Annotated in this window: 10 protein-coding genes and 1 tRNA gene; 5 read left to right on the top strand and 6 right to left on the bottom strand. The window is 63.5% G+C overall.

All coding sequences use genetic code 11. The features are described 5' to 3' along the window. Window positions 1–50 precede the first annotated feature (50 nt). Entirely contained in the window at window positions 51–2,147 is a 2,097-nt protein-coding gene (locus B5F74_RS07315) for a glutamine synthetase III (protein ID WP_066829933.1), read from the top strand. A 385-nt stretch (window positions 2,148–2,532) separates the two neighbouring features. Next, window positions 2,533–3,231 (top strand): TIGR00266 family protein, encoded by a 699-nt coding sequence (locus B5F74_RS07310; protein WP_066829924.1) that lies wholly within the window; start codon window positions 2,533–2,535, stop codon window positions 3,229–3,231. A gap of 270 nt (window positions 3,232–3,501) precedes the next feature. Here B5F74_RS07310 and B5F74_RS07305 read toward each other — a convergent pair. Beyond that, window positions 3,502–3,578 (bottom strand) — tRNA-Glu (locus B5F74_RS07305). A gap of 142 nt (window positions 3,579–3,720) precedes the next feature. Here B5F74_RS07305 and B5F74_RS07300 point away from each other — a divergent pair. Next, a complete protein-coding gene (locus tag B5F74_RS07300; RefSeq protein ID WP_087201277.1) occupies window positions 3,721–4,263 on the top strand; it encodes a biotin transporter BioY in 543 nt (180 codons plus the stop codon). Between the two features lie 156 nt (window positions 4,264–4,419). On the opposite strand, the gene B5F74_RS07295 is transcribed toward B5F74_RS07300, so the two are convergent. The 5 genes from B5F74_RS07295 to B5F74_RS07275 form a co-directional block, all read right to left on the bottom strand. Beyond that, window positions 4,420–5,208 (bottom strand): hypothetical protein, encoded by a 789-nt coding sequence (locus B5F74_RS07295; protein WP_087201276.1) that lies wholly within the window; start codon window positions 5,206–5,208, stop codon window positions 4,420–4,422. Then, complete coding sequence (locus B5F74_RS07290) at window positions 5,201–5,677, bottom strand: FKBP-type peptidyl-prolyl cis-trans isomerase (protein WP_087201274.1); 477 nt, start codon at window positions 5,675–5,677, stop codon at window positions 5,201–5,203. Before B5F74_RS07290 ends, B5F74_RS07295 begins: the two co-directional genes overlap by 8 nt. A gap of 537 nt (window positions 5,678–6,214) precedes the next feature. Beyond that, the gene (locus tag B5F74_RS07285) at window positions 6,215–7,240 is read right to left on the bottom strand and encodes a hypothetical protein (protein ID WP_087201272.1); all 1,026 of its coding nucleotides are present in this window, start codon (window positions 7,238–7,240) and stop codon (window positions 6,215–6,217) included. Continuing rightward, window positions 7,240–8,322, bottom strand: a complete 1,083-nt coding sequence (locus B5F74_RS07280; protein ID WP_087201270.1) for a hypothetical protein — start codon at window positions 8,320–8,322, stop codon at window positions 7,240–7,242. Before B5F74_RS07280 ends, B5F74_RS07285 begins: the two co-directional genes overlap by 1 nt. Window positions 8,323–8,408: 86 nt before the next feature. Beyond that, window positions 8,409–8,825, bottom strand: coding sequence for a NusG domain II-containing protein (locus tag B5F74_RS07275; RefSeq protein WP_239283407.1), 417 nt, complete (start codon window positions 8,823–8,825; stop codon window positions 8,409–8,411). Window positions 8,826–9,166: 341 nt separating this feature from the next. On the opposite strand from B5F74_RS07275, the gene B5F74_RS07270 reads away from it, so the two are divergent. Further along, complete coding sequence (locus B5F74_RS07270; RefSeq protein WP_066829905.1) at window positions 9,167–10,381, top strand: iron-containing alcohol dehydrogenase; 1,215 nt, start codon at window positions 9,167–9,169, stop codon at window positions 10,379–10,381. Window positions 10,382–10,884: 503 nt separating this feature from the next. Beyond that, window positions 10,885–13,031, top strand: a 2,147-nt coding sequence (locus B5F74_RS07265; RefSeq protein ID WP_204212497.1) for an S-layer homology domain-containing protein, incomplete at its 3' end; no start/stop codon positions are given.

Genomic DNA, 13,031 nt, shown 5'->3' with positions numbered 1-13,031 from the left:
GGGACAAAACGCCGGTAGCACGAACCCGGCGTCATACGAAGGGAGCCCCTATGGCCGATACCGAGCTTACCAGTCGATTCGGTACCATGGTCTTTTCGGAGGACGTGATGCGCAAGCGTCTGCCGAAGGACATCTACAAACGCCTTGCCGCCACGATGGATCAGGGCGCGCCGCTCGACCTGGACGTGGCCAACGCCGTCGCGCACGCCATGAAGGAGTGGGCGATCGAGAACGGCGCCACCCATTTCGCGCATTGGTTCCAACCTCTTTCGGGAATCACGTCCGAGAAGCACGACAGCTTCCTCGAACCCAACCACGATGGCACCGCCATCACCAAGTTCACCGGCAAGAACCTCATCCAGGGTGAGCCCGACGCCTCGAGTTTCCCCAACGGCGGCCTGCGCGCCACCTTCGAGGCCCGCGGCTACACCGCGTGGGACCCCACGAGCCCCGCGTTCATCAAGGACGAGGTGCTGTGCATCCCCACGGCGTTTTGCGGTTACAACGGCGAAGCCCTCGACAAGAAGACCCCGCTTCTGCGCTCCATGAAGGTGCTCGACACGCAGGCCAAGCGCGTGCTCGCGCTGTTCGGCAAGCACCCCAAGCGCGTCGTGCCCAACGTCGGCCTTGAGCAGGAGTACTTCCTGATCAAGAAGGACGCCTACCGCAGGCGCCGCGACCTGGTCATCTGCGGCCGCACCCTCTTCGGCGCCCCGCCCTGCAAGGGCCAGGAGCTCGAGGAGCACTACTTCGGCGCCATCCGCCCGAGCGTGTCCAAGTACATGAAGGCGCTCGACGACGAGCTGTGGGCGCTCGGCATTCCCGCCAAGACCAAGCACAACGAGGTCGCTCCCTGCCAGCACGAGCTCGCGCCCGTGTACACCGAGCTCAACGAGGGCATCGACAACAACATGCTCGTCATGGAGAAGATGAAGCTCGTGGCGTCGAGCTTCGACCTCACCTGCCTTCTGCACGAGAAGCCGTTCGAGGGCATCAACGGCTCGGGCAAGCACAACAACTGGTCCATCGGTACCGAGGACGAGAACCTCATGGATCCCGGTGACACCCCGCTCGAGAACCTGCAGTTCGTGGTGTTCCTCACCGCGGTGATCGAGGCGGTCGACAAGTATCAGGACCTGCTGCGCATGTCCGTGGCGAGCTGCGGCAACGACCACCGTCTGGGCGCCAACGAGGCGCCTCCGGCGATCGTGTCCATCTTCTTGGGCGACCAGCTCACCGAGGTCGTCCAGAAGATCATGGACGGCAAGGCGTCCGTCCACGCCACGCACGGCGTGCTCGACCTGGGCGCCGACGTGCTGCCCAACCTCGAGCAGGACAACACCGACCGCAACCGCACCTCGCCGTTCGCCTTCACGGGCAACAAGTTCGAGTTCCGCGCGGTCGGCTCCGAGGCCAATCCGAGCGACGCCAACCTGGTGCTCGACACCGCGGTCGCCGAGTCGTTGAAGGAGTTCGCCGACGCGCTCGAGGGCACGCCTGAGGACGAGTTCGCCGCCGCCGCGCTCGAGTACTGCAAGAAGACGCTCAACGAGCACCGCCGCATCCTGTTCTCCGGCGACGGCTACTCCGACGAGTGGCAGAAGGAGGCGGAGCACCGCGGTCTGGCCAACCTGCGCACCACGGCCGACGCGCTGCCGATGATGGTGTCCGAGAAGAACCTCGCGCTGTGGGTCGGCATGGGCGTGCTGTCCGAGACGGAGGCCTTCAGCCGCTACGAGGTCAAGGTCGAGAAGTACAACAAGCTCATGAACATCGAGGCCACGACGATGATCCGCGAGGCGCGCCGCACCTACCGTCCCGCCATCTCCGCCTACGCGACCAAGGTCGCCAAGGGCCTCGAGATCATCCGCTCCGCCGGCGCGGAGGCGGCGATGACCTGCGAGCAGAACACGCTCAACAAGCTGTGCGCCGGCATCACCGAGATCAACGAGTCCATCAAGGCGCTCGACGCGCTGCACCAGAAGGCCGAGGGGCTCGTCGACGCGCAGGAGCAGGCCAACTGCTACGCGCACGAGGTCATTCCCGCCATGAACCGCCTGCGCGCCGCCGTCGACGCCATGGAGGAGATCGTGGCCGCCGACTACTGGCCCGTTCCGACCTACGACGAGATCCTGTTCTACGTGTAGGCTGACGACTGTAGCCGAGTCGGCGTAAACCGCGCTGCGAAACCCTCCCCGGTAATTCATGAATTACCGGGGAGGGTTTTCACGTTTGCGCAGGATCGCTGCGTTTAGGGCGGCGCTTTTTCATGAATCTCTGCTGGACCACTGTGGATACGGCGTACCGAGAGGGGGCCATTGCGATGCCGAATGATTTCAAGATGAAGACCTCCGGCATCCTGCTGTATCCACGATGGCCTAACAGAGGTTTTCATGAACGGAGCGCGCGGTTGACGTTCGTTTTGCGCTGGATGGCATGTGCGACGCGTCCCGCGTGCGCTGGGGTGCGCCGCTATACTGGGGGTGCGGTGCGTGCGCGGATGCATGCGCCGGGAGAGCGAGGGAGGCTCCTATGAGGTTCGTATTATCCGGTGACTCCGATTGCCCTATCGCCCGTATCGCGCTCGGATATGGGGAGTCGGTCAAGATGGAGTCGGGCAGCATGGTCTACTCGCGCGACGTTGAGATCAGCGGCGGGCTCAATTCGAAGAAGAAGGGGCTCGGCGGGGTTTTGGGCGCGATCGGGCGTAGCATCACGAGCGGCGAATCGATGTTCATCACCACCGCCACCGGCACGGGTGACAAGGGCGAGATCGCGATCGCTCCGCCCATCCCGGGAAAGATCGTCGAGCTGGTCGTCGATGCCGACCGTCAGTACTGCCTGAACACCGGAGCGTTTCTTGCGTGCGACAACAGCGTCGAGAGCACCATGGTGAACCAGGGCATCTCGAAGGCGTTTTTCGGTAACACGGGTGGCCTGTTCGTCATGGAGATGAGCGGCTCCGGCTCCGTGCTGGTCTCCGCGTTCGGCGACATCCTCGCGCTTGACGTGGTGCCCGGCACGCCGCTGACCGTGGACAACGAGCACGTGGTGGCATGGGACGCCGGTCTCGACTACCACATCGAGGTCGCGAGCGGCATGTTCGGCTTCACGACGGGCGAGGGCCTGGTCAACACCTTCACGGGCTCCGGCCGCGTCTACATCCAGACGCGCAACCTGGGAAACCTGGCCCAAGCGCTGCATCCCTACCTGCCCTCGCCTTCCAACTAGGCGCACCTGGCACTTTTGGAACGGGGGCCCGAGGCGGCAAAAAGCCCGGCTTCCGAGACGGAGACCGGGCTTCATTCGTCGATGGTGCCCCCAACGGGATTCGCGGTCGCCTGCGGCGCCCGCGGCTTCGGGGCCCTGCGGGCCCCTCGCACGCTCGCTGGGAAACGCTCGCGCGTTTCCGCAGCCTCGCGACCCCAGCGGGTTCGAATCCCGGCGCCGGGGCGGCAAAAAGCCCGGCTTCCGAGGCGGAGACCGGGCTTCATTCGTCAATGGTGCCCCCAACGGGATTCGAACCCGTGATCTTCGCCTTGAAAGGGCGACGTCCTAGGCCGCTAGACGATGGGGACAGCGGAAAGAAGTATAGCAGAAATAGAGCTGTTGAGCATAGCGGGGGATAGAACACGGCGAACACACGAATGCGCCGCTTCCGCGCGTCGGCATCGGTATACTGGCGGTGTTGAACAGCTTGTTTTCGATAGGAGGGTTCATATGGATGCTCGTCAGATTGCGCGCGTCGGCGTTGCGGTCGCGCTGCTTTCGGTGTCTGCGTGGATTACGGTGAGCTTCGGTCCGGTTCCGTTCACGCTGCAGACGATGGCCCTGGCCATGCTTCCGGCCATCTTGGATCGCAAGGGGGCCTGTGCAGCGGTTGCGGTGTACTTGCTTCTCGGAGCGGTCGGCCTGCCCGTCTTCTCCGGCTTCGGGAGCGGTATCGGGCAGATCGCCGGCATGACGGGCGGATTCTTGTGGGGCTTTCTGATCGGAACCATTGCGGGCACCTCGGTCAAATCCGTGCTTCCCGATCGCGTTCCCCAGTTTGCTCAGGTCGTTATCGCCGATATCGTGATGCTGCTCATCTCGTATGCCTGCGGCACCGCTCAGCTCATGATCGTCGGGTCCATGGGGCTTGTGCCCGCGCTTGTCGCGGCGGTCCTGCCGTTCGTGGTGTTCGACCTCATGAAACTGGCGGTCGGCACGAGCATCGGATGCACGGTCGCTAGGGCTCTGGGCGTCATCCGCTCGCATGCATAGCGGCGGGTCTTCCGCCAATCGGTCGCAAAAGCGCGGCGGGCACTCTGCTCGCCGCGCTTTTTCGTTTTGCGGATGCGGTTGCAGGAAGGATGCCTGCGGTCTCGCCTCTCTGTTGACGGCGCTCTTCGAGCGCGCCTTCGACGCTGCAGGGGCAGATCAGTCTCTCGCCTGGCGCGCGGCTTCATAGCGCGCGGCGGCGCGCTCCTCGATAGACAGGCGAGCGCGCGGCGTGTAGATCACTTGGCTGGGGCAGAAGCCGCAGCACAGGTCGCAGCCGGCGCATGCGTCCGCATCGACCTCATACGCGGGGGGCTTGAACGCGAGCGCGGGGCACGCGGTAATCTGGAAGCAGCGATGGCAGCCGACGCACATGTAGCGGTCGACTTCGACGGGCTCGAGGGCGGCCGAGCGCTGCAGCTGCGCGCAGGGGGAGGCGAAGATCGCGGCATGGACGCCGGGTGTTGCGGCCTGTTCGCGCAGCACCTCGACCGTGCGCTCGATGTCGAACGGATTGAGGACCGCCGCATCTTCCGCACCGACCTCGAGCGCCTTGGCGCCCAGCCTCTCGATGGCCGCGCGCTCGAGATAGCCCCGGCTCGACGCCATGACAGCGAGGATGGCCGACGTGCCCTCCCCGGCAAGGCCGGTAAGGTTTGCTGCGGCATCGTCGGCGGCAAAATCCGTGTCGAGCACGATGTGCACGCACAGGGGCGCCGCCGGCTCCTCAGGTGCGCCCGAGGGCACGTCCTGGATATAGCGGGGGAGGAGCTTCTCCATGCCGCCCGGGCAGGTCGCGGCGGCGGGGTGCACGTGCCCCACGGCCGCGCATCCGATGTTTCCACAGATCACACGGCCGCGGATGCGACGCGTGGCCTCCTTGATGGCCACATAGGCCGCGCGGTGGGGGCATCCTGCGCACAGGACGCCTTGCTGGGGATTACGCATCGGCGCGGTCCTCCTTCTTTTCCGTATCGGGAAGGTACGGCTCGCGGCTGAGCAGCTCGAGCTCGAAGTTGAGCGCGCAGCCTGCCATGGGATGGTTGAAATCGAACACGGTGTCTCCGTCGTCCTCAACCTTCACGACGCGCGCGAGCTGCTGGTAGCCGTCGGAGTTCATGAGGTAGATCATCTCGCCGGGCACCAGGTCCTCGTAGTTGGGGATCTGGATGGTCGGCATGTAGTACACGAGGGCGGCGCTGCGCTCGCCGTAGGCGTCTTTGGGCTCGAGATGGACCTTTTTGGTCTGGCCCGGCTGCATGGAGAGCACCGCGGCCTCAAACCCGGGGACGACCTCGTGGTTGCCCTCGACATAGGTGAGCGGCGTGCGCCCGCGCGTGGTGTCGAACACCTCGCCGTCATCGAAGCTGCCTGTATAGTGAACGGTCACCACGTGCTTGAGCGAATAATCGGCCACAGATACCGCCTTGACTCGGTGTGGATGTGCAAACATACCAACTCTATCACGTGCGGAGGCACTTTTTGGGACGGGGTCATTTTTGCTCAGATGTGGGTACATGCAGAAAATTGCATAAATCTACCATCAATATCCAAAATAATGCGAGAGTTGACGCATCTGGCAAGCTCGCGATTTGGGCGAGGCCGAGTTTATCACTGTTTTTGAGGCAGCTTTGCCCAGTAACCGCATAGCCTCTAGCATTTCCGCAGGATTCAACTGGGCAAATGCTGAGGGGTGCGGCGCCTGTGAAGAAATGTCACTCAAAAACAATGACAAACTCGTATTCACTGTTTTTCATGGAGTCTTGCGGGCGTGAAAGTCTCTGACCATTCACTTCTGCACGCGGCGGCACCCTCGCGCGAGCGCGCTGTCGTGCTTCTCGAGAAGGACGAGCGAAGCCGATGACACAAAGCGGACCGTTTGGCACGCTCTGTGCCATCGGCCCTCCCGTCTCTCCTTTTCCAGAGGAGGGGGGGAGACCCGATCGGCGTTTCCCTAGAACCCGTAGCGCTGGGCGAACTGCTCCGAGGCTTCTTCGATGCCGTCGACCGAAGCCGCCCAGGTCACGAAGTCGGGCGTGTCCACGATGATGCCGTCGGCCTCCCATACGGCCTGGTGCGAGAGGTCCCACGGGTCGCGCGGCGCGGGCCGCACGGGCAGATAGGGCGTGAGGTACGTGGGGTTGAGTAGGAAAAACGCACCGCCTTCGCAACGCGTCGCGAAGTCGCGCAGCGCGCGGCGCGCGTTCTTGCGTCGTCCGAGCTTGTAGAACAGCAGCGTGCGGCCCAGCAGGTACCACGGCGAGTCCTCGATGGTGTGCTCGGGACCAGCCTCGTGGGAGAGCTCGAAGAAATGCTCCTCGTCCTCAAGGCGCGCGAGCGCGAGCAGGACCGTGCCGATCGCGCGGTTGTCGTAGCCTTGCGAGCGCATGACGCGCCGCGCGTAGTCGGCGGCGGCACGGTAGCGCGCGCTCGCCAAGCTGAGCTGCGCGATAGCCTCGAGCGTGTGCAGCCAGCCGATCATGATCGGATCGATGCGCGTGCGCTCGGCGGCATCCATGCCGTCCAGTTCGCTCTCACGCCAGTAGTGCTCGGCTTCCAGATCGAACCCCGGCACGTTGCACAGGTGGGTGCGGACGGCGTCTTCGAGCTTCATCAAATCGTTCAGGCAGGAGTCGATGGGGACGTCGGCAAGCAAGATGTCGACCAGCTGAGCGTCCACGCACAGCTGGTCGGTCCGCGCGATCTCGTGCATCGCCTGGCGCGTCTCGTTGAACAGGCGCTCGCGCTGGCGGTCGAAATCATCGTCGGGAAGGTCCTCCATGCGGTCGAGCTCGCGCATGAGGTGCTCATGGGTGCGCGCGTAGGATACCAGCGCCCGAGCATGGTCGTCGGCTGCGAACTGGGCGGGGTTGCGCGCGATCTCCTCGTGGACGAGCTCGAGGGCCGCGGGCGTGAGCCCGTCATGGGTCTTGAGGTACTCGTGCTCCAGGAAAACGGGGATGTACTCGCGCGGTTCCATCAGTTGTCGCCTCCCGATCCGGTGCGTCCCGGCTGTCCCGCCGCCGAAGAGGTCCTATCCGCCAGGGCGCGCCGCACCATCTCGTGGTTGGCGACCCACGAGGCGAAGCAGGCGTTGTCGGGTGTGCCGATGCCTTCCTGCAGCAGCGGTGTCGCCTCGCTGATGGCGAGGATGAGCTCGTCTTGGCTGCCCGGAACCACGTTGACGCGCGAGAAGATGCCGTCGGGGAACTCCGCCTGGTAGTAGAGCGGCTCGGCGGCGTCCGGGTACGTGCGCATCAGCTGGTGCAGACAGCGGTCGGCCGAGGTGTAGTCGAACGAGCGGTACGCGGCGCTCAGCTCGGCAAGAAGCGTCCACGCGTCGAGCGACTTCTCGGCCGCGTGATGGCGACGGCGCAGCGGGCCCACGATGCCGTAGGCGATGGCGTGCCGTGCGCGGTAGGACTTGATGTCCTGATGGTTCGCCTCGAGCTTTGCCATGGCGAGCATGCCGGTGTGGCGGATGCCCGCCGGGTCGGTCGGCGCAAACGTCAGGCTCTGCTCGGCGACGCTCAGCGCCAGCCGGTACTGTCCCGAGATCACGGCGCGCGAGGCGAGCGCGGCAAGCCAGCGCTCGAGCGGGCGGCGTGCGAGGTCGCTCGCATATTCGCGCGCGTACACGTCGCGCGCCTCGTCGACCGTGCTCTCCAGGTCGCGCTCGACCGCCGAGCGGTTGTCGAGCAGGTAGCTCACGTATTCGTCGTTGGACGCGGCGTCGAGGGCGGCAAGCATGCGCTTGGCGTCCCAGTTGCTCGCGTCGAGCTCGATGGCCTCGTGCAGGTAATGCTCCGCGCGCTGCTCCTGGCGGTCGATCTCCGCCTCGTCGGTGAGGAAGGGGATGTGGTAGTCGAGGATCTCGGTCGCCTTCGCCATCAGGTGGAACGACCGGTCGCGGTCGCAGGCGATGAGTTTTGACGGGTCCTCCCGGAACTGCTCCATCCCGCGCTCGATGAAGATGTTGTCGTTGAGCGGGTAGACCCGCTCGCGGCGCATGGCCTCCAGGATGAGGCGCAGGCAGTCTTCTTGAATGGGGTCGAACGCCACGGCGCCTCCTCTCATTTGCGGTGCATGTCGTAATACGTCAGTGTACCGCGAGCGCACTGCTTGCGTCTATGGAGGGAGCATGCAGGTTATGCGAGGCGCGTCGCGTCCTGCTCGCGTTCGACGATCTCGACGACCACGCCGTGCGGCAGGCATACGATCTGTTCCCCCATCTCGTCAATGGGGTCGTGGTCCGCGCAGACCTGGTTGCTGCAGTTCGCGTATGTCACGTCGACGCATCCGCCGGCGATGCGCACCGTGTTCGCCCCCTTGTCCGCATCCGCGCCGCTGCCGGTTCCCGGCGTGGTCACGGTGTAGGAGACATCGGAGTCCAGGGGGTCGGCGCGGTAGAAGCCGTCTTGCGACTGGCAGACGACGACGGCCGTGTCCGCGGGGCCCGTAACGAGGCGGGAGCAGGCGAACCATCCGAGCGCCACGGCGAGCACCGCGCCGATGAGAACGAGGTCGGCGCGCCGGCGGCGCTCTGTGGGGCGGATGTCTGACACGGGGCTCCTTGCATGGCGGTCAAAAGGAAGCATCCATGGTAGCACGGAGGTGAGGGCAGCTGGTGCGCGGGCTGGCGGGGCGTCGCGCCCTTGTCGCCCTACTGCGAAGAAGCGCCAGCATGCGGGTCCATCCGTCCCTCGACAAGGCCGCGGGATGGATAAAGCCGCGCTGCAAGAATGGACAAAATGGCTATATCCGCTTTGTTTCCAAAGCGTTACAATTACTTCGGGCTCACGGGTCCGAAGCGGCCGATCCGACCGCGCCTACATGGTCCTTACGGGGACATTGGGTCCCCGTCAGATGTGCAAGCCGGCAGGGCTTGCTGATTTGGAGGCAAAGAATGGGACGTTTTACCAATCCTCGCGACCTGTATTACGGCGAGGGCGCTCGTCATGAGGTGAAGAACCTCAAGGGCTCCCGTGCCATGATCGTCACCGGCGGCGGCTCCATGCGTCGCGGCGGCTTCCTGCAGGACGTCGAGGCGGACCTCAAGGAGGCCGGCTTCGAGGTTGAGATCTTCGAGGGCGTCGAGTCCGATCCTTCCGTCGAGACCGTCAAGCGCGGCGCTGAGGCCATGGAGAAGTTCCAGCCTGACTGGATCATCGGCATCGGCGGCGGCTCGCCCATCGACGCTGCCAAGGCCATGTGGCTGTTCTACGAGTATCCGAACGAGACCTTCGAGGAGGCCATCGTTCCGTTCAGCTTCCCCGAGCTGCGCACCAAGGCTAAGTTCTGCGCCATCGCTTCCACTTCCGGCACCGCTACCGAGGTCACCGCGTTCTCCGTCATCACCGACTACGAGAAGGGCATCAAGTACCCGCTGGCCGACTTCAACATCACCCCTGACGTCGCCATCGTCGACCCCGAGCTCACCTACACCATGCCGCAGAAGCTGTGCGCCCACACCGGCATGGACGCCCTGACCCACGCCATCGAGGCCTACGTCTCCACCGCCAGCTCCATGTTCACCGACGCCAACGCGCTGCACGCCATCCGCGAGATCGTCGAGTGGCTGCCCAAGTCCTATCAGGGCGATCATGAGGCCCGCCAGCACATGCACGAGGCTCAGTGCATCGCCGGCATCGCCTTCTCCTCCGGCCTGCTCGGCATCGTGCACTCCATGGCCCACAAGACCGGTGCCGCCTTCACCGGCGACCACATCATCCACGGTTGCGCCAACGCCATGTACCTCGGCAAGGTCATCCAGTTCAACGCCAAGGACGCCCGCGCCAAGAGCCGCTACGCCTACATCGCCAAGGAGGTCCTGCACCTCGCCGGCGAGACCGAGGACGAGCTCGTCGCCTCTCTGGTCCAGTGCATCCGCGACCTCAACGACAAGCTGGACATCCCGCAGGGCATCAAGAACTACGGCAAGGGCGGCGTGAAGGCCGACGAGTCCATCATCGACTACGCCGAGTTCGAGGCCAAGAAGTCCGACGTTGCCGCTAACGCCATCCTCGACGCCTGCACCGGCTCCAACCCGCGCCAGCCGTCCCAGGAGGAGATGGAGAAGCTGCTCGAGTGCGTCTACAACGATCAGGACGTCGACTTCTAATCCATCTGACTGAGCAAATCCAGTCACTCACGCCCCCGACAAGGCAGCACCCTTGTCGGGGGCTTTTGTGTCGAATGGGGACGGGTTCAAATCAACCTGCCTGAACATGAACGCCGTGCTGTCGAATGGGGTCATGGATGGTCTTCCGCAAGACCACCGCGGACGCGACTGTCCCTACGATCCCGGCGGGGCGGGCAGGCGCCCCGTACCCCCGGTCCACACTTTTTCATGAACGTAGAAGGAACGATCTGGCGTTCCCGCAGGAAGGAGAAAATAACCCCCGCACTTTTTCATGAATTACCTCTTGTTCTCCTATTGCTTCGGACTGGCATATTGATATGGCAGGGTGCTGGAAATATGGGATAATCAGGCAAAGTCTACTTGGGGAGTTGACCATGCATCATAAATTAATGCGTAGTTGCTGCGCTTTGTCCGCTTCGGCGACTCTGCTCGCTTCGCTTGTTGCTCCTAGGGTTGCGTTTGCCTCTCAAGAATTTACCGATGTGAACAGTGAGGGCTGGTATGCGGGTGAGGTTGCCTGGGTGGCCGATGAGGGAATCATGGGCGGCTATGGCGACGGCAGTTTTGGTGTGGGCAAAAGCCTTAAGCGTGCTGAATTCGCCCAGCTACTTGCCTCATGGGCAGAGGCGTCCGAAAAGGGTGAGCTGCAGGATACTACGGGGCTGCCCGATCTGATCGAGGGCGGCCAGTGGTACACCGGTGCCGCTAACTGGGCGGTTAAGGACCGGGTAATCATGGGCGTGGACCATCCTGATGGGTCGGTTGCTTTTGATCCCGACGTCCCGGCGACGCGCGAGATGGTAGTCACTATTCTCTGGCGCATGGCCTCGCAGCTTGGTGTCGATACCTCCAACGATGGGGCTGCCCTTGCTGCCATGCCGGATGCCGATGAAGTTTCCGAATGGGCGCGAGAGGCGATGGCGTGGGCGGTCGACCGTGGCATTATCACGGGTGTCGTGCGTGACGATGGCTCGTGGATTGAGCCTGGTCGTACGGTTTTGCGCGAAGAGATAGCCAAGATTGTCCATGTTGCCGATGAGGTGACCGGAGGAGTATTCGAGGGATTTGCTGCCGATGACCTGGTGCCTGCAAAAGCTGCTATCGGCGGTGTGGTCTCTCTCGGCGGCAGGGATCTCGTTGCTGGAGATTTTTCTTTCGAGCTTCGGGATGCAGAGGGAAATGTCGTAGCTACGGCGAAGAATGATGCTGAGGGCGCGTTTGAGTTCAGCGTGGATATCGATCGCACCGGCGTTTTCCAATATACAATCGCCTCCGTTCCCGGTGACCTTGATGGTGTGACGTATGACGAGAAGGAATGGCCGGTTCAGGTCGTCTCCAGTTCAGAAGATGGGGTCCTCAGCGCAACGGTGGCCTATCCTGACGGCGAGCCGACATTTGAAATGACATATGAAGGTTCGACTGACGTGCCTGAGCCTAGTCCAGATCCCGACCCCGACCCCGACCCTGATACTCCTGTCACGGAGGACGGCATTACGTTCGAGGTTGTCGAAGAAGGCGACGAGGGTGCCGAGTATGGTGCCGGTGCTTACGTGACAACCGTCGAGAGCGAGAACGGTGCGGTTGTTGTTCCAGCTGAGCTTAATGGAGCTCCGGTCGTCTCCATCTCGCTGGCGAATGAGCCGTCCATAACCTCCATCGATGTGTCTGCGAGCGGTGACACTCTGAAGAACCTTGAGGTTACCGGTGGCGAGCTGGAGGAGTTGAGCCTAGCTGGCTGCACTGCACTCAAGCAGCTGAATTGCTCGGGAAACGTGCTGGTACAGCTAGACGTTTCGGATTGCGCGTCGCTCGATAACATTGACTGCTCAAACAACTATCTGCAATCGATTGCGCTTCCGAGAAACGCTGGTTCGGCTTCCGTTTCCCTTTTGACGCAGTCGGAGGTTGAGCTTAAAGAGCTGGATTGCTCCCACAACCAGATTTCAGCGCTCGATCTTTCTGGTATCGACTCTTTGGTAAAGGTGGATTGTTCTTACAACCGTATTGAAGATCTTTCCAGCATTCAAGAGTGGGCGTCGGTGGAAGGCCATGAGGCGGTTTACGAGCCCCAGTTCTGGGATTCCGGCGATAAGACGGGTCTAAGCTACGAGCTGCAATATACGGACGCGGGCTATATCGAGGCCCATGTCACCGGCTGCTCCCTCCCGGACGGGGGCGGGGACGTCGTCGTGCCCGGCACCATCGAGGGCTGCCCGGTCGTCTTGGTCGCGATCGACGCGTGGGACGACGGCGGCGAGGCCCTGGTCGACGTGTCCGCCTGCGAGCGCCTCAGGGAGCTCAATGTCTATTCGCATTCCGACATCCGCCTCGACGCGTCCGGCTGCGCGGAGCTCGTCAGAGTCGGCTTGTCGGGCGGCCATGCCGCCCGGATCGACCTGGCCGGCTGCGCATCCCTGGCCGAGCTCTACCTCGAGGGCCCTATCGATTCGATTGACCTGTCCGGCGCGCCGGCCCTGGAGAGGCTCAGCCTGCTCTCGACCCGCCTCTCCGCCCCCCAGCTGGCGGAGGCCCTTGAGGACACCCCGGCGCTCGAGTACCTCAGGTACTCGGGGACCGGCGGCGACCTCGTCCTGCCCGGCCTCCCGGCGCTGACCTCCCTCGAGTGCCC

This window comes from Collinsella sp. An271, from assembly GCF_002159695.1.
Taxonomy (GTDB): Bacteria; Actinomycetota; Coriobacteriia; order Coriobacteriales; family Coriobacteriaceae; genus Collinsella; species Collinsella ihumii.
This window is presented reverse-complemented; position numbering and strand designations above follow the sequence as displayed.